The sequence below is a fragment of the Verrucomicrobiota bacterium genome (assembly GCA_034440155.1).
In the GTDB taxonomy this organism is placed as follows: domain Bacteria; phylum Verrucomicrobiota; class Verrucomicrobiia; order JAWXBN01; family JAWXBN01; genus JAWXBN01.
This window is the reverse complement of sequence record JAWXBN010000027.1, coordinates 1-18,387: the sequence shown is the minus strand read 5'-3', so window position 1 is coordinate 18,387 and position 18,387 is coordinate 1. Positions and strand designations below refer to the sequence as shown.

Sequence of the window (18,387 nt, the reverse complement as noted above, 5' to 3'; positions counted from 1 at the left end):
GTGCTTTATTGCCTTCCAAAGCCCCGAGCAAATTGTTCTTTGAAACAAAAAGGAGTTACTGGGCAGAAGGGAATAGGAACCCGCAGTCCGGCCCGGTCATTCAAGTACCTTCGAGTGGAAGTCTGGACGGAATATTAAGCCCTGAAGATACGAGTGGGTTTTTAGTAAAGAAAGAGCCAATATCAGTGCCGCCGAAAAGCGCTACAGATGCAGTAGGGGTCGGGAACAAAACACCGACTGATTGGAGTGGATATTATAACAAGCTTCAACCCTACCGACAATATAGCGATACCGTTCAACCAAGTCGGGTGGATCCCACTCGGACAGGACAGGTCACTAATGCCGATGGGAGTCAAAATATTTGGATCACGCGAACCAAAGTCGATGGCACATGGCATTCTGACGAACAAATATACATTGATCCACAAGGCAATGCCCAGAGGACGATCGTTGAGGAGAATACTATGTGCAATATAACTTTGATTCAAAAGGAGACGGCGGCTTACAGAGATTTGAAAAACATGACGTTCTAAATAAGGAAGCTGAAGCCAAACGTCTGGAAGAGGAGAGGCAAAGGCAATTAAATGACAGATTAGATATAACGTCAAAAATTCATCTTGGAAAACAATCGTATGGAAATTGCAATATTGAATCATGCCGAACATTGCTCTTTTTGGCGGCTAGATATGACAAATTAGTCTCCGTAAAACTAAATAGTCTATTTGGCACAGATCAACCAACAGAAAAGCAACTTCTAGACTATGCCATTAATCAAAGATGTGCCGCAGAAGGTGAAAATGACCTTATTACAGGAGGCATGAACCAATCTGAAGCTCAAAAATTATTACAAGATTTTGGAATTAAATCAAAATCATTGTCTAGCAATATAGATAACATCGCAAAAGATGTTGATGAAGGTAAGGGGGGTATTGTGATTGTCGATAATTCTGGAGGAAAAAGACATGCTATTGTAGTTGCGGCAATAGAAAGAGATATTAAAGGGGTAATTATAAATGTGGCTCTTCGGGATTTCGAGTGGGTGAAATTGAGGGGGAAGTGTGATCAAAGGGCTGTTAGTATTAGGTAAGAATTCATCCCAGAAAAACGAGAAGAATTTGAAAGGAGTATTTTCTATACTATGCCTGAGGATTTGGTTTCGACCATTTCTTCCCTCATAAGGGAGCCATGGATATCCGATCCTTAGGACTCAATAAAATATGGGCATAGAGGTGAACTCTACCAATTCCATGCGCAATGGCTGGCTGTCATGTCACGTTTAGCCATTTGCCCTTTGGTGTATTTTGACAGGGAGATCGGACTTTACGGGGATTCTATTACACCTGAATCTGTGCGTACCGGGTTTCACCTCAAAAATGACATCATGGAAACAATATTATTTGTCAGTTTAAGCATTCAAGGGATCATCAAACAAAAGCAATGCCTCAGTATCATAGGGATATAGTCTCCATAGAAAAATTCCAGATACATCAGCGGCGGGTGATTGAACTCTTCAAAATCTTTTGTGCGGCTTTTTTTACTTCATCCCGGAGTTCCCGTGGTTCTATTACTTTGGCATGTCCACACCAACTGAGGACCCAGCGGGTCACTTCCGTGAGGTCGGAGAGTGTGAGTGCGACTTCCACTCGGCCATGATCAAGTTCTGTTACAAATTGGGAAGGATGCCAGTTTCTCTCTTTAACGACTTGTGCCGCCCAATCATCAAACTCGACCCTAACCCTATGGCTTTTACCTTTTGAATTCTTCATGACACCAAAGCTGTCTTTAAGATGGTTGGCCAAGGAGAATTCCTTTGGGACAAACTTCTTGGTGAGGTTTTCAGCGGACTTAAAGCGACTTAAACTGAAGGTGCGGATATCGTCACGGTCTGGATCAAAGGCGAACATATACCATTGGTTATCAATACAGGCCGTGTGATACGGATGGACAATACGTTTTTCAAATCTGGATGAACCGATCTTTTTGTATTCAAATTTAAGGATGCGGCGTTCGAGGATAGATTTTGTGACTTTTAAGAATATCTGTTCATTAATTTCACATTTACCCATTGGCTTAAATGAAACAGCGGCGTCCAGATCATCCCAGGAGAAGGAGATGTAATCGCTGAGATTACCACAAATCTTCTCAAAGGCGACTTTAAGGGGTTTTTCGTACTGGGTACCTTTATATTGCTCCATCGCTTTACGGGCGATGAAGAGGGAAACCATCTCGCCTTCTGTGATATGCATGGTCGGAAATGCTGCAACTGGTTTTGAATAATAATAGCCATACCGGTGTTGGTCATATTCTATGGGGAGATTCATCCGGTCTTTCATGAAATCAATATCTCGCTGGATTGTTTTTTCACTGACCTCGACTTGTTCTGAGAGACTACGACAATTAGGGAACTTATTCTCCCGCATGAGATTATGAAGTAATATCATTCGTTCAAGGGGTGGGCGGCTCAGGAGGGAATGTTTGGTTACTTTCATAGGGGGTATTAAATAAGTTTATTCTGATATGTAAAGAAAATAGGGGTTAGTCCGCCATTGTCTGATGGGTGTGATATAATCCTCCTATGTTTATTATTATCGTCTATCTTTTTATGGCTATTTCATTTATCGGAATCGTGCATGAGTGGTGTAGTGCCACGGGATTAAACACTGAAAAACTTACCGTCAGAAAAACCAGAGGAAATCGTTTGAGGTAAGATAAGAAAATACTGTTTACAAATTTTAAAGACATATTGAGGAACTGTCTTATGCTATTCGACCCATTCACGAATCCAAAGAGAATTAGAAATTACACTGTTTTGGTCTAGCCTGATTACGAATAAGTATATCCTATGAAAAATCTAGTTATCTTAAGTGGGTCTGGAGTGAGTGCTGAGAGCGGGATTCCTACTTTCCGGGGGATGGGCGGGATATGGGAGAAGTATGACGTAACACAATTAGCGAGTCCCGATGGTTGGATGAAGGATCAAGAGTTGGTTTTGAAGTTTTATAATGAGAGACGGAAGAAACTTTTGGAATGTCACCCGAACGGGGCACATAAGATATTTGCTGACCTTGAGAGGGATTTTGATGTTCAGATCATTACCCAGAATGTCGATGACCTACATGAGAGAGCCGGGAGCACCCAAATCCTACACCTCCATGGGGAATTAAGAAAGTCTAGGAGTACCGGGCCGGGAGAAGAGGTTTACGATATAGTAGGGTGGGAACTTAAGAAAGGGGACTTTTGCCCAAAAGGTTATCTACTGCGACCTCATATTGTCTGGTTTGGGGAATCTGTTGATGAAATGCCAAAAGCGGCGAAAATCGTTAAATCAGCGGATATATTTGTAATCGTGGGAACCTCCATGCAAGTTCATCCAGCAGCAGGATTGGTGAATTACCTAAGAGGAGGGATTCCGGTTTATGTGATTGATCCTGAGGCAGTTTACAGAAAATCAGGGGTGACCCATATTGCCAAAGGAGCGGTAGAAGGAACCATAGAACTCCAGAATATTCTTTTGAATAGAGGTTCTTAATCTTTCGTCTCAAACTTTATGAAATGCAAAATGATTTCGCTAAGTCACACTGACCTGAAATATTCTCAACTTGCACTCACGTTTTTATTTGTGGTGATTATATTCTCACCGAAAATGGTCCGTGCAGAAGATGATCTGGATGTTGTCATTATGTCACAGACCATGACCTGTCATGATGCCACGATGAGAGATAGCTCTGGTAGAACTGTCTCACGGTCGGATCAAAACGGAGAGAGTACCGTGATCCGGGATTCCAGTGGGAGAACACAATATCAGGTAAAAAAAGACGGGGGTCGTGTAGTGATTAGGGATTCCTCGGGAAGAACGGTGGCCACGGGTCAAAAGTCGGGGTCGAGTATGACTTACAGGGATGCATCAGGGAGAACTATTGCTCAAACGCATGACGATGACCAATTGACAAGCGTTCGAGACAGTTCAGGCAGGCAAAGAGCCACTATTTCAAAGGATGGTTCAAGGAGGACAGTCCGGGATTCAAGTGGCAGAACCGAGTATTTAGTGAATAAATAAATTTGCGGCGGTGGTGGTATCATTCCACTAATGATTTTCTTCCTAGGGGCCGCCCTCGAGCAAGTCCTCTGACATTCAGTGCTATTTTAACTCCGTGCTTGTGGACATTTCGCAGACCCGGGGAGGTAAAGATGAGGATATTAAGCTCTTGGCACAATGGCAAGAAGCTGGCGGGCGCGACTGGCCCCCATGAAGTAAGAAATACGCTCTCCTCGCGATGTGAGTTTCTCAAACGATTTGAAGCCAAGTAGGATGACCCCGAGACTGTCGAGGCCCTTGGCCTTGTGGACACTCAGATGGCCGACGTGCCCCATGATCCTATTCACCACCGTGGAAAGAGGCCATTTCCCCAAAGTGGTTTGGTTTAACCACGAAGGCATGCTGTGAGGATTCGGATAAAGGATCAGGACTTGTTCCGCCCGACATAGTCCGGAGGAAATCCATTGTTCAATAATGCCAGAGACAAGGGACTCTTCGTCATTCTCAGCGGTGTGTGGGGTTATTTGAATTTTCGGTCCGGTTGGTAGGGATGGATGGACATGAATTCTGCCGGCGAACTCCTTCAAATCCTCATGGATCAGACCGTTTAAAAAGACAGCCAAGGGACGAGTATATCGTAAAGTTTCTCGGAGAGAGATCAGTGCGGGTTGCGTGAATAACTTTACCAGTCGTCCAATATCAAACGATTCAGGACAATAAAAGTATCTCTGGGCAGGATCGTAAAAAAGGGCGATACGCGATGATGAGCCTTCCTTGAGAAGGCACATATAAATTCCCCACCAGCCAGGTTCGTCTGGTTTATTCATGGTCTGACCAAAGGAGGTGTCATGATCTTGGGCTTCGTCTACAATCAGGGCATCGTATTCAGGACGGAATGTCGGATCGCGACAAATATCCAAAAGGTACTCGGGAACCACCTCTGTGAAGAATTTGTTCTGTTCTGCCTTACCCCCCACCGGACGTTCATAGCCCAGTCCGGCTTTGTCTATTAATTCGCGTGCCAGTCCCTCGTAGCTCCTGACGGTAATTTTCCCGGTTTTGATTTTCAGTCGACACACCAGACCTTCGAGCATTTCCAGAAGGGCTAGATTAAAACAAAGCAGGAGGACATGTCTGCCCGAACCTTCGGTTGCCCAGCGCCGAGCTTGTTCCAAGGCTAACCATGTTTTTCCACTCCCACAGCCGCCCTGAATGAATATCTGGCGGTTTTCGGTAATCATATCCAATATTACATAATTCCCCGTGGTATGACGTTCAATAATCCGGTCTGTCTCTGTAATAAAGTGCTTCTGAGACTGCGATTGAAGTCCAGGTGCGTAGGCATCCATAAAAATCTCCCGGCTTTCACGGGCATTGCGAGCTGATCGGTTCATGTTCGTTCGCCACCATTCCCCTAACTGCTTCAAATCCTGACGGTCAATAATGCACCCACGATTAATGCCCTGATATTCCGTATCTCCCGTGGAAATCGTGACATTGCAGAGGCACAAGACTTTCCCGATAAAAGGCATCTCCCGTCCTGATGACTGGTCACGGAGTCGATCAATGACGGATTGCCATTCACGATCCAGCTGCACCATAGGGTGATCTCTTTCGTCAGTGTCCTCGTGATCCCCCGTGGTTTGCAAATAGCGAAGAGTTCCTCCCTTGTTTTCGAGAACGAGAACATGTCCATTGGGGCCGCAGATGAGAAAATCCCCCTCTCGCGACTGGCCTCTATCATCTTTATAATAGAAACCCCAACGAATGATCCATTGATCATCGAGTCGCGCAAGGATGTCGGCAGTATCCCGTTCAGACGGATCACAGTGTTCCGGTGTACGGTTGTATACCCATTGAGCCATGAGACAAAGGCTAGTTAGATCGGAGTGGATTAGCCATAAGATTTTGACCGGACCTTGTGGGGCTAAAGGGGCGCATCTACGATTATGTGCAATTAATACCGGTTAGACTATTATATTATCACACACAGAGGGGCCAACTCCGAGTGTTACTTGATTAGCTTTGTAAAGACGGGCTATGGACCATGTTAGGACGTGACGGATGGAGACTGAAGAGTGGGGGGATTATTGGAACTGTGCATGGAGGGAGACGGTGGAGTCGGCGAGTTTTACGATCAAGTAATACACTAGACTTTGGCAGGAATATTGTGGACGCGTATGCCTTGATCTGAACCCTCGGGTAAAAGACTCTCCAAAGCTGGAATAGTGGATTTAACCTGTCACCAACATCAAGAACTGACGAAGTTTTCAGCTCTGATTTCAGGGGAGTAATTTTTCATTAAAAAAATATCTTTTACGATAGGGATTGATAAGGGTGATATAACAAAAGAATCGGCTCCTGAATATCATGAGTTTGGACAGACTCATCATTGTTGGTAGGTGAGGCATGACAATCAAACAAAAGGAGATTGAGTATGATGATCGAAACAGTCGTTTACGTAGCGATTTCAGAAAGAATCGTAAAAGTCAAATGTAGGGCAATCATTAATACCCTCACCGGACAGCCCAAGCAAACGATGATAGTATATCCGACATTTGAAGTTCCTGATGATGAATTAGGGATGGTTTGTGAGACGTGTCTAAATCAGGTGGGATCACTTTACGAGTCATACTTTGAAGGGGGTACGCAAGGGAGTCTCTCAAGCTCACACGTGGAGATTGGGGTGATGGAAATTCCCCCTGATGATCTCCAAGAAGTGAATCAACCCGAGCAACAAAAGGAGACTCGTCGTATGAGATATTATAAGGAATATTGGCAATTACCACTTGCTGATATTGAGGAAGTCAGTGTCCGGACTCAGAATTGGATGATCCGCAGCAATATCAATACATTGAAGGATTTATCAATGTTGAGAATCGAGGATTTGGCCTCCAGCCGGAATATGGGCTTAAAGAGCATTATGGAACTCATTATGCTGCTGTATGATTATGGTCTAGAATTCCGGGGCAATGTCCAAAGGATGATGACCCGTTGTCCCTTCAAAACACAGAGCATGGAATCCCTTTTGGATGATGGGTATGAACCTCTGACGCACCCGTACAATGACGATGAAAAACACATGATTCACTTCATTTTGAAAGACATGGAGGAAGGGGAGCAGCATCCGGACATTCCACTCGAAATCCCGAAGAGCCAGAATTAAAACGAAAGATCATCAGGAATTACTGATCGAAAGTAAGATCCATCTCTCATCATCACTCATGCCAAAGCTGCACTGGGCAAAAAATAGATTAAATGTTTTATCCCGGTTAGGTTTGGATGATCAGGCGGTCGAATTATCTAAATCAGTCAATATTCTGACTAAACAGACGGCATTTGTGGCGTGGAATACAAAAAATAAACAGCCAATTGCCCAGGATCATCTGTACCAGCCTGTGTTTACACCACAATCATCAAAGACTAGAGTTAAATTTATGATCGCCGCAGCCATGCCTACAATGCAGGCAGCCCCACCATGCCCAGCAGCACCACCTGGGCTAGGAACACCACCGGGGCCAAGGCCGGCAGCAGCGCTAGGGGAAGTGATACAATGTAAAGTGAATAGAAACTCCAACGAAGAAACATTTGGTGATTATGAATTCCTGAGAAACCTTCTTCATAATAAGATACTTGACTTGCCTTATCATCAGGTCTTTCAGTTGGATAAATTGGAGAAATTATTTACTAAAAAATATCTTCCCGTCATATGTTGAGAATGAGAAGGTATTGATCCTGATCAAATTGATATACTTGTATGGGGACAAGGATGAGGTTTATTCTCGGATTACGAAAATCATAGGGGATTATGTCATGACTAAATCTGCGGATGCATTAATAGCCGCAGTATCAGGGTTTACGATCGTGGAGTGTCTTAAACCCTACAAACTCGAAATTGAGAGTTTAATTTCAGATGTTACAATAGATTTTAACACAAAGGATAAATCACAATGAATCCTTATTCCTTTCACGCTGTTTTGATTTTAACCTGTGCGTCCCTTACATTATCAGTGGTTATCGCCCAGGATGAGTATTGATCAGACCTGGGGAGTCCAACCTTCAGCCCGCTTGGGGGCTCTCAGAGGAGAGGATTAGTAGATTCCGATGAGACTTTGGGGGCGATCTATATGAATCCCACCCTTGGAACATACAAACAGGATTCTGTAGAGAATCCCTATGGTGCTGGGAGCCCGTACAAGGCTGACGGATTAATGAATCCTTACAGTCAAATATAGCTCTAAGTCTTGGAGAAACCCTTATACTACGGATGCTCCAAAACTCTATGACAGTAAGGGGAATTACCGGGGAAAACTGAGTTCAAATCCGTATGATGCAGATAGCACATCAAATCCTTATGGGAGATACGGCAGCCGGTATTCCTCCGAAAGTATCAATAATCCGTACGGACTCGGCAGCCGTTATAATTCACAACCCGTTTATGTCTTGCCAGACGATGATGACGGGTCATTGGATGAGTGATTGTTTTGCTGGAAAGGGAAAAATATTCAATAATCTCAGAAGAGTTTTTTGGTTGTTGAATATGGAGTTTACATAGGAAATTGAAATGACAAAATTTAACCTTGCATCAATAGTGGCTAATGCTATTGAAAGACCATTGACTAAAGAGACGGAGCCGGGTTTCTGAGTACATTGTGTCTGACTGAAAGGCTATGGAATAAAACTAAACGAGACATCAATTCTCAATGAGGCTGGGTGACACCTGAAAAATTAGTCCAGAAGATTCTCAAATGACTCGGAAACTGAGGATCTTTCGCAAAGGAATCAATCACGAATGACTACTCCCCTCCAGTTTTACCGCATCTTTCGCGACCTACTCAAAGAGCAGGGGGTAAGGGCTTTGCTGACCTCGGGGATGGCGTGTGTGGAGTATGGTATTCAGGAGACGACCAAGGACACCGACTGGATCATTCATCCCGACGAGTTTGAGAAACTGGTTGCTCTCCTGTGTCACCAGGAGAAAGGACTCACGGGTGCCAATTGGCGCATTTCTTACCGGGGGATTTTCGGCGCACCTCTGGACAGACAGTATCACCTTGGTGGATGGACGAGCCATCTTGCTATTTGGAGTCATGCTCTCTCACCTGAAGAGCATCTGGATTTCTTTGGCAAACCTCCAAGGGTGGACAGTGGTTTGTGGCTGAGGGAAACAGGCTCCATTGCATCCCGTTCTACCGTGGCGGCCATGAAAAAAACAGATCGTGAAAAGGATTGGCCCTTTGTCAATAGCCTAGCGGCACAGGATTGGTTCTCTGGTAGTCATGAGGGATTATTGCATCTTCGTGACATTCCCGTCCTGCGAAAAGCTTGGCCTAGTCTGACTGGAGATCAGAGGCAGGATTTGGTGAAAAAACGCCCCTTACTCGGACGGATCGAAGAATCCAATGATATTGTCTTGGAAAGGTTACTTATCATTGAAAAGAATTTGTGGGAGAGAGTGAATCGTTTACGTTATCAGATATACCAAACAGAGTGGAAATCATTTTATCGGCGTTGGCAAAAGGATTCAGTGGGTAGATGGCCGACGAGCGAGTCTTTTGATATCCAACACCATCGCGTTTTAAATGCAGCTCGTGAATACTCCCTGCCAGTAGCACCTCTTGATGCTCCGGGAGAACGCAAAAGGGTTTATAGTATGGGATGTGATGAAACTCGGATGCTTCTTTCTGTCACTGACTCGGAGATGGGATTTGTTCAGCCCGCGCAGGAGCTGATATTGCCATGAATGACAAACCAATCGTCAATCAGGATATATCGCTGCCTGAGGAATACTATGAACTCCTTGAGCGTGAACTTGGACAAGAAAAGGCCGACTGGGCACGCTTGCCCTATGATGAACGCATGAAAGAACTAGAACGAATCCATGCCACCTTTAATACACCCGATGATTTATCCTGCTGGCCACCTGAACTAGGGGGTGATGCCGCCGCCCTGACGGACTCGATAACTTCGGACGTATAAAATAATCTATAGTAGGATTGTTGGAGACATGAGATTCTCATGACGAGCGAGAATGAGAAGATGAAGAAAAGACAAGATAATCTTGAGTTTAAACGGGAAGCGCCGCGGATGTTGATCATGGAGGAATTGACAGCCCCCGAGGTGAGCAAAAAGCGGGGAGTTGATATTTAATAACGACTTGGTGTCTCCTTTAGAGATTGAACATGATTCTATAGACATCTCGGCTTCCCCGAAGATTTCTGGAGAAGAGTTAGTTTTTTAACTGTTTTGGCGATATCCCCAATAAATGTCTGAGGTATCGTTTATAATATTAGGAGTGTTGACAATAAAAAATTTCACGATCTACCTTGCCTCAAAAAAAGTTAATGCTAATGAATGTCGTATGCCACCTGATTTTTCGATCAAAATTCGGCTCGGACGTCACGAGACGTTCCAATTCTCCCCTTATTCCTTAATCACCGCTAACTTTATTTTATTATGACTGACTGGAAATCCAAACTCGCCGCCTACCTTCACGATCCTCCTTTCAAGGCCTTTAAAATTCAAGGCCATGAAGATTATCGTAAATCCCTGTTTCTTGAGTCTGGGTTCAATGAAGAGGAGTTTAAATTGCTGTTCGAGCGCGTGGACGATCATTGGGCAGCGGCAGCGGACCGGTTCATATTCCCTGATTGGAAAAAATCTCAGCTCACCTCGGATTGGAAAGAGGCAGATTTCGCGATCAAGCACCCTCTGAGCGGAGAGGTATATAAACCTTTAAATCCCCCATCCACAGAAATATTGGCAGAGGAACAACTCACAATAGCATTGAAAGGTTGTACCATTGGTGATTTGCCGGATACACCGGAAGGTTGGAAAAAAAAGTACTTCCGGGTTTGGAGACAGTGGCCGGAAATTGCGGCAAGAGAGAAAAATGGCATTCATGCCTATCTGCCCTCTGACACACGTATTCCAGATCACAGTATATGGCAACACAACGGCCTGGTTAGTGCCTTTTCCAACTGCCAGGACGGTTGCGCTTTTTTAATGTTACAAATCGGGCCGGTCCAAGACTTCATCAAACAGGCCCGAAAAATGCAGGATCTCTGGAGCGGGAGTTACCTACTTAGCTTTCTCATCGCCCAAGGGATGCTGGCGATAGCCGATGCAGTTGGACCAGATGCGATTATCTTCCCAAATCTCAGGGGCGTTCCTCTGGCAGATTGGCATTGGAACAAGCAAGGCCTACTGCCTACTCAGATGCGCGCTTCATTTGCGGATGAATTGCTGATACCCGGCTTACCGAACCGATTCCTGGCTTTGGTACCTAAGAGTCGTGCTGAAGAAATGAGGACAGTTGCCGAAAAAGCTATACGTGACGCATGGTCGGAAATCGCAGAATCTGTACACGAAGATATTAAAGGGGAACTAGGAGCACAATGCGTGGGATGGGACGCTCACTGGGAATTTCAGACCAAACGCTTCCCGGTCATTGATGCCGTGGTTCACGATTGGGATTCATTCGATCATGTTATTGAACAGGCAAAGAAGGGAATACCACCGTTAGAAGGTGGATTTGAGTCGCATCCATTGTGCCAAACGATCAAGTGGATGGAGAAATTAAAAACTCTGGGACACATGGATTCTCGGTGTGCCAAACCTAACGATGCCCTTGGGTGGCCTCTTCATTACGCCATTACTGATTGGCTGTTCGCCGCAACGAAAAACGCCCGTAATTTCAACGCTTGGCACGGAGGAACCCTCGACAAAGACAACCTCTCTGGACGTGAAGAAGTCATGGGAGGATCCACAGCGGAAGAATGCCAGAGTTTCCGTGATGCGCTCAGAATAGCTTATGGTGGAGACAAAGGTGATTTCAAAGGGAAGCAACAATACGGGGCCATTTCGATTATCAAGAGACTTTGGCCGAAATTGTATTTGGGGGGCAATCTGGGATGGGAAACCTGCAAACCAAACTTTGAATCAATTCCGGAAATTGCTCAGATCGATAAATCGATTAATGAAGAGGGAGATGATGCTGACACATATTATGCCGTCATTGCCATGGACGGGGACGGGATGGGAGAATGGGTTTCCGGCTCAAAAACACCTGAGCTGAAAGACTTGCTGTCAAAGGAAGCGAAAGTGTATTTTGAGAGCCATTGGAAAGAGGGTGATAAGAAGTTTTCCCGTCCCTTGACTCCGGCTTATCACGCCGCTCTGAGTGAGGCCCTTTCAAACTTTGGCCTTTATTGTGCCGGACAGGTTGTCGGGGCTTTCAAAGGGCAGCTCTTTTATGCAGGGGGCGATGATGTTCTGGCTATCGTGCCGGTTCAGAATGCGATAGCTTGCGCCCAAGCCCTTGTTCTCGCGTTTCAGGGGAAAGCCCCCTCGGGAGAAGAACATCAGGCTGCGACTAAAGTCATGTATGAACTCTTTGAGTATCCAGCCTCTGGATTTATCAAATGCATTAAGCATGCAGGAAAAAAGGACGATCAACGCCCCAACTGGCCCTTAATGGTCATGAGTGAACAGGCAACGGCCTCAGTCGGGGTGGCGATCGGTCATGTTCACTCCCCCATGCAGGATGTTATTCAGGCCGCCCGCGAGGCAGAAACTGCGGCCAAGGGAGTTGATGGGAAAGGGGCCCTATGCCTCAAGGTTATGAAACGTTCGGGCGAAGCTGTGAAATTCAAAGCAAAATTTGATTCAAAAGATGAAAAAATCTGGAACGTCTGGTCGGTATGGGAAGATTTATCCACTCGATCAATGAGTAATCGAACGGTTTATAAATACCTTCAACTGATCAAGCCACTGCTCGCATGCACTGTGGAAAAGGAATCCGAAGGAGGTTGGATGAAACATTGGAATTCCAATGGCTGCGATGAATCCACCGTTCGCGAAATTCTCTACAATGAATTGGTTCATGTGCTGAGTCGTGATGAGAGCAAGGAAAACCGCGATAATGCTAAGATAGCCCGCTACTGGATTGATTCACTTCAAGCACAGCTTTCACCGACCAGCTTTATTCATTTTTGGATGGCCTGGGCTTTTATGAAAAGACAAAGTACCGATGGAAAAACTTCTAATGCAGAGGAGAACGAATGACCACAAGGGATTTACTTATTGAACCGACGGATATTCTTTTTTTCCGAGATGCTATCCCAATGTCAGCGGGTCAGGGTCAGGGCGGCGGTGTCCGCCTTCCTCTCCCTTCGACGATGCATGGGGCGTTTCGCGCCAGTCTCCATTTGGATTCTGGCACTTCGGTGACGGGACGCAATCAACAAGGTCGTCCGAAAGATGCCCCCCGGGGTGAACATGTGGATTTCAGCCAGTACCAGCAACAAAAAACGATTGCCTCTGCACGATATCAGTCACTCCAACTTCAAGGACCTCTGCCATGGCATAAGGATTATGGACTGCTTTTCCCGATCCCTCTGGACCTGTGCTGGAATAAAGATAAAATCCCGGAGGAAGCCTTAAAACTCCTCGAAAAATCATCTGTGGACAAACCACTAACACATATTCCTGTTAGTCCTGTTCCTCCTCAAAAAGCGGGAGAATCGGGTTGGTGGACGACCAAACAATACGAGGCATATTTGAAAGGTGATTTCTCAATTGATTTGAAACCAATCCCTACTGGCGACCTCTGGCAGGCGGAATATCGTGTCGGAGTAGAAATATCACCAGAGACTTATGGATCTGTTGAAGGACAGCTTTATGCGTCAAACGTCATGCGATTTGATGAAAAGACAAGCCTCTGGTCGCGAGCCATACTCAAGAATCCCAAAAATGATGAAACGGGTGAATTCACCAAGCTCCAATGGCTCCTTCTTGGAGGTGAACGTCGACTAGCACGCCTACAGAACCTTGAGAGTAACAAGACTGTTCTGCCAGAAGCCGTAAAACTAAGAGAAAATGGACCATGGCTGATCAAGTGGGTTCTGGTCACTCCCTCGATCTTCATCGGAGGCTACATGCCGGGCTGGATTGTAGATGGTGATGTCATGCTTCAACTCACCGAAAACGGTGAGAAACAACCGATCAAAGCAAAACTGATCAGTCATTGTGTTGGTAAACCGATGACCATTTCCGGACGTGATCTGATGGGAGAACATCCCAAACCTACCCGCTTGGCGGTTGCACCGGGAGCCGTTTATTACTTTAAATGCGAGAGTCTGGAAGATGCCCGCAAGCTTACCACCGCTCTCCACTGGAAACCCCGCTCCGATTTCGAGGGGGAAAAGGGCTTCGGTTACGGATTTTGCGGTAGGGCAGAGGTCATCAAATGACGTCCAAAGACGTCTGAAAACTTTAACAAGCAAACACTAAGGTATAAATTATGAGTCAAATGAAACAGCATCTTGTCACGTTTTACACACGCACTCCGCTTCATGTCGGCTGCGGCACATCTGTCGACGTGGTTGATCTCCCGATCATGCGCGAACGGATCACCGGGTTCCCCGTCATTCCTGCCACCAGCTTGAAAGGCGTCCTGCTCCAAAGAGCGAGGGAAGTCTTTGACTCAGGTGAAAACGCGAGAAACAAAATCATTATTCCCGAGGAAGCCAAACTGCTTTTCGGGGCTGTTGAGAAGGACGATAAAAACAAGGAAATCTCCAATGCCGGCTGTGTCCAGATTATGGAAGCAAAAATACTGGCTTTCCCTGTTCGCTCTCTTTCCGGATGTTTTGCTTGGCTGACCTGTCCTGCGGCTTTGGAACGTTTTAAACGAGATACGGGAAAAACATTCGAGATTCCAAAAGTCGAAAAAGATCAGGTTGTCGCGGGGACGGAACTAAAAATCGGTGACCAGGTTGTTTTGGAGGAATACGCCTTGAAAAATCAGGGGGGCGACGCGAAATCGATTATTGCTGCATTACAATCACTTACTGACGATCCGTTGTGGACTGGAAAGATAGAAAGTTGTTTGGCAGTGGTTCATGACGAAAACTTCCAACACTTCGTGCAAACTTGCACTGAGGTCGTGACGCGAATTGCCATTGATCCCTCAACAAGAACCAATAGCCAAGGGGCTCTCTTTAACCAAGAAAATGTTCCATGCGAAACATTGTTCTATTCGGTTATCACCACGCTCCCCCCACGCAGGACTGGCACCACAATTGATGAAGCTGACAAACACCTCGTTGACTTATTGGGCCAGAAACAAGTCCTTCAAATTGGCGGTGACGAAACAACCGGCCATGGTCAATGTTCTGTCAAACACTCTGCTTTGGAGGTCAAATAATATGCAAACACTGGCACAAATCAGGGCGAGGAACGCTTTAGGACAAAAAATCGCAAAAGGGCAAAAAGAGGGGAATGTTTTAAGTGGCTTTTCGACCTTGGTCAAAATCGATGGATTACTTGCGGCGCTAGCATTCTCTTGCGAGAAAAATAAAAATGGGGAGATAAAACATAAGGGTGAGTATTTCATTTGCGAGGCCATAGCGGCCCATCTGAAGGACGAACAGATTAGAATCACTGGTAGAATTTTACCGAGAGAATTGGCCGAGGAGTTGGCATCTGGAGACGCCACAAAATTGCGGCGGGCCACTGCGGAAGCCCTCGCATACCTGAACTATTTAAAACGTTTCGCATCTTGAGTTTATATGATCAAGCCATTTCAATCTACCATTGAGAAATCACTTTTGTCTGACAAGAATTGTGATTCGTGGAGCCTGTATCTCGATAAATTTTCATGCTATTATGGAATAACCCTTGATGACAGAGGACGTGAACAAGATGAGACCAAGGCGAATCGTCTTAAAGATGCTATTAAGTTCTATGATTCCGAACAGCAAGCGAGTTGTCTCACCGATGCCGTCAAATCAAAGCTCAACTATTTCGATCATCTTAAGTCCCAACATGAGAGCCGCTACGGTAGCATTGAACTAGTGAACTCCACTCGCCTAATGGTGCACTTGGGTCGGGCATGTGTCCTTGAAAATGTCGGGCTTTATACGGACCGGACCACAGGTTTGCCGATGATTCCGGGCACAGCCGTGAAAGGGGTGCTGAGTACTTGGGCCTGTTGGGAACAGAATCAGGACAAATTACAGAGTGGGAAACATTCGGATGCTGACAAAAAACGCAAAGACATGGCGTTTCAAATTTTTGGAGACAATTCATCTGAGGGTAGTGAATCTGCTGGAGAAGTTGTTTTCCTTGGAGGATTTCCTAAAAGTGTGCCGATTCTTGAGCTTGATTTGGTAAATCCGCACACAGAGGCAAATGGAAGGAATATGGAACGATTAACTCCTAATCCCTTTTTGACTATTGCGTCGGGAAGCATGTGGGTATTTCCGTTTTATGTTCGTTCTGGAGCTGATGACCCAGTCAGTTTATTGAACCAGACAAAAACTTGGATGACTGAAGCTCTCACCCAATACGGCATCGGTGCAAAAGTCGCTGCCGGGTATGGGCAATTCCGTCTGCCTAATCAAGATGACCAAAAGCATCAGCAGGAAAAGGCAGAAGAAGCAAAGCTCATTGCCGTTGTAGCCCAAAAGCAAGCGGAGGAAAAAAATCAGAGGCAGAAGCAGCAAGCCGAGAATAAAGCCAAGATGGACTCAGACTATAATGAGAAAAGCTTTGAAAATATTTTAAAAATGAGGACTTCAAAAGGTTTATGGCAGAATTTGAAACAAGAAATTGAAAAACTCAAGAAAACTGAAAATGCCTCGTGGCTTGAAAAATTCAAAAAAACCTCGGAAGGCAAAGACTACAAAGACTTGCGCAAAATGGAGTGGTATCCCAAATGAAACTTGAAACTATCGAATATCCATTTACTGTCCTTACACCCTGCTTTTGTGGGGGCGCGGAATCAAAAACAGCTAAAACAGCTAAAGCAGAGATGCGATCTGCCTCAGTTCGCGGAATGATCCGGTTTTGGCATCGGCATATTGCCAAGGTGGATTATGTGAATGAAATATGGGGGTCGGCAAGTGGGGGGGAAGGGAATGCCAGCAGGGTCAAATTGACTGTTCAATTTGATTTATCAAAGCTCGAAACTTCCTCTGCGGATATTCTGCCACATAAGAAGTCAGGGCCAAGATCCGCCATGTCTCCCAATCAGGGCTTCAATCTGATTTTAACCCGTATGCCGAATTGCGCAAAACCTCATTGGGATGAGGCGCAAAAGGCAGTTAAACTTTGGTTGATTCTTGGTTGCTTGGGACTGCGTTCCAACCGTGCGGCGGGAAGTGTTTGGCCCATTGGCGATTGGGTGCCGCACGACAAAAGTTCACTTCAAATATTTCTCAAGGAATCTTGCTATAAGGAGCCTTGCGCCATGGCTGATGCATCATTGGGAAGTAGGGCATGTGACTTGCGAGAGGCAGCATCTGATACATTGGGTGGCCATGAGACAATATTCGGAGGCATTAAACCTAGCCGCCAGTCATCACCAATCAAATTCAAAGTGATTTCTCTCGCTGGAGAACCTCGTCTACTGATTACAGCTCCCGGAAAAGATTCTATGTTTCTCGAAAAAGCGAGAAGTGTGTTGGCGGAGGGCAGAAAGAATCTGGGAAAGGTTAAATGGCAGGATATTATTTGACAGTTCTGTCAGGTTTATCATCGCCACCGCCATCGAACTTTCGATTCCTCTGCTCACCCCCCGACGAGATAATCAAACAATAGCTAGGCCTGAAAACCATATGGTAATTTAAATGAATCGCTCCCCCTCCCTTCTCATTTCTCTTGGTCAATCTCAGGCGATTGTGCCAGAGGCATTCTTGCTTGAGGGAGCAGCCTTCGATTCTGTTCATGTCATCACGACGCAAAATACAAAAGTGGATTTTATCCTGAGTTGGTTTGCCGACTGTCATCCTCATGTAAAATTACACATCACCCGCGTCGAAGACTTCGTTGATTTGACCAGTGAGCACGATCACTTCAATTTTGAGGAGGTTCTTTACCGATGGATTCTGGACACGAGAACCCGGCCGAAGGATCGTTATATCTGTCTGTCCGGGGGGTTCAAGACCATGTCCGCCGCCATGCAAAAAGCCGCCGCCGTACTGGGGGCCGCCGAAGTGTTCCATGTTTTGGCGGATGCTGTTTATCCTGACAACAATGGAAGAAAACAGCCAGCCAGTACGGTAGAACAAATTGGTGACTCCTTAAAAAATCGTCATTTCCATTGGATTCGTCTTGGACCCGAATCAGGGTGGCCTCAAATGAAGTCTGTACTGTCCTTCGATTACCCATTGGATATTGTGAAGGAGCAGGGAGATGTCCGTTTGGCAAAAACTCCGGACCAGAGTTTTCGCACACATATAAAACACATTGTCGAGCGGTCACACCGCATTGCGGGGGCGTGGGAACGTTTGTCGGTACTCCCGTTCTCATGTTTGGCTACATGGTCAGAAGCAGATTTGACCTGG

At 45.7% G+C, this 18,387-nt stretch carries 16 protein-coding genes; 14 read left to right on the top strand and 2 right to left on the bottom strand.

Annotated elements, in window-relative coordinates; all coding sequences use genetic code 11:
* Together SGI98_02840 and SGI98_02835 are read left to right on the top strand one after the other, a co-directional pair.
* The coding region (locus SGI98_02840; protein MDZ4742339.1) for a hypothetical protein at nt 1-533 on the top strand (533 nt) is incomplete at its 5' end.
* A complete protein-coding gene (locus SGI98_02835) occupies nt 467-1,087 on the top strand; it encodes a hypothetical protein (GenBank protein MDZ4742338.1) in 621 nt (206 codons plus the stop codon). The genes SGI98_02840 and SGI98_02835, both read left to right, overlap by 67 nt.
* Nucleotides 1,088-1,487: 400 nt before the next feature.
* Here SGI98_02835 and SGI98_02830 read toward each other — a convergent pair whose 3' ends face one another.
* Complete coding sequence (locus tag SGI98_02830) at nt 1,488-2,489, bottom strand: WYL domain-containing transcriptional regulator (protein ID MDZ4742337.1); 1,002 nt, start codon at nt 2,487-2,489, stop codon at nt 1,488-1,490.
* A gap of 353 nt (nt 2,490-2,842) precedes the next feature.
* Between SGI98_02830 and SGI98_02825 the strand changes: the two genes are divergently transcribed.
* A complete protein-coding gene (locus tag SGI98_02825) occupies nt 2,843-3,529 on the top strand; it encodes a Sir2 family NAD-dependent protein deacetylase (protein MDZ4742336.1) in 687 nt (228 codons plus the stop codon).
* Nucleotides 3,530-4,197: 668 nt separating this feature from the next.
* On the opposite strand, the gene SGI98_02820 is transcribed toward SGI98_02825, so the two are convergent.
* Complete coding sequence (locus SGI98_02820; protein MDZ4742335.1) at nt 4,198-5,901, bottom strand: DEAD/DEAH box helicase family protein; 1,704 nt, start codon at nt 5,899-5,901, stop codon at nt 4,198-4,200.
* 572 nt (nt 5,902-6,473) lie between these two features.
* Between SGI98_02820 and SGI98_02815 the strand changes: the two genes are divergently transcribed.
* The 11 genes from SGI98_02815 to SGI98_02765 form a co-directional block, all read left to right on the top strand.
* Nucleotides 6,474-7,202, top strand: coding sequence for a DNA-directed RNA polymerase subunit alpha C-terminal domain-containing protein (locus tag SGI98_02815; protein ID MDZ4742334.1), 729 nt, complete (start codon nt 6,474-6,476; stop codon nt 7,200-7,202).
* Between the two features lie 58 nt (nt 7,203-7,260).
* Complete coding sequence (locus SGI98_02810) at nt 7,261-7,752, top strand: hypothetical protein (protein MDZ4742333.1); 492 nt, start codon at nt 7,261-7,263, stop codon at nt 7,750-7,752.
* A gap of 1,076 nt (nt 7,753-8,828) precedes the next feature.
* Nucleotides 8,829-9,779: a hypothetical protein gene (locus tag SGI98_02805; GenBank protein MDZ4742332.1), complete on the top strand. Its 951-nt coding sequence runs from the start codon at nt 8,829-8,831 to the stop codon at nt 9,777-9,779.
* On the top strand, nt 9,776-10,015 hold the full coding sequence (locus SGI98_02800; protein MDZ4742331.1) for a hypothetical protein: 240 nt from the start codon (nt 9,776-9,778) through the stop codon (nt 10,013-10,015). The genes SGI98_02805 and SGI98_02800 overlap by 4 nt, the downstream gene beginning before the upstream one ends.
* A gap of 477 nt (nt 10,016-10,492) precedes the next feature.
* Entirely contained in the window at nt 10,493-13,102 is a 2,610-nt protein-coding gene (cas10, locus tag SGI98_02795; GenBank protein MDZ4742330.1) for a type III-B CRISPR-associated protein Cas10/Cmr2, read from the top strand.
* Nucleotides 13,099-14,289, top strand: a complete 1,191-nt coding sequence (locus tag SGI98_02790; GenBank protein ID MDZ4742329.1) for a type III-B CRISPR module-associated Cmr3 family protein — start codon at nt 13,099-13,101, stop codon at nt 14,287-14,289. Before cas10 ends, SGI98_02790 begins: the two co-directional genes overlap by 4 nt.
* 50 nt (nt 14,290-14,339) lie before the next feature.
* Entirely contained in the window at nt 14,340-15,245 is a 906-nt protein-coding gene (gene cmr4 / locus SGI98_02785) for a type III-B CRISPR module RAMP protein Cmr4 (GenBank protein MDZ4742328.1), read from the top strand.
* 1 nt (nt 15,246) lies between these two features.
* Nucleotides 15,247-15,603, top strand: a complete 357-nt coding sequence (locus tag SGI98_02780; GenBank protein MDZ4742327.1) for a type III-B CRISPR module-associated protein Cmr5 — start codon at nt 15,247-15,249, stop codon at nt 15,601-15,603.
* A gap of 6 nt (nt 15,604-15,609) precedes the next feature.
* Complete coding sequence (gene cmr6, locus SGI98_02775; GenBank protein MDZ4742326.1) at nt 15,610-16,761, top strand: type III-B CRISPR module RAMP protein Cmr6; 1,152 nt, start codon at nt 15,610-15,612, stop codon at nt 16,759-16,761.
* Nucleotides 16,758-17,558 carry a hypothetical protein gene (locus tag SGI98_02770; GenBank protein MDZ4742325.1) on the top strand — a complete coding sequence of 267 codons (801 nt, stop codon included), beginning with the start codon at nt 16,758-16,760 and terminating at the stop codon, nt 17,556-17,558. The genes cmr6 and SGI98_02770 overlap by 4 nt, the downstream gene beginning before the upstream one ends.
* A 112-nt stretch (nt 17,559-17,670) precedes the next feature.
* Nucleotides 17,671-18,387, top strand: a 717-nt coding sequence (locus tag SGI98_02765; GenBank protein MDZ4742324.1) for a CRISPR-associated ring nuclease, incomplete at its 3' end; no start/stop codon positions are given.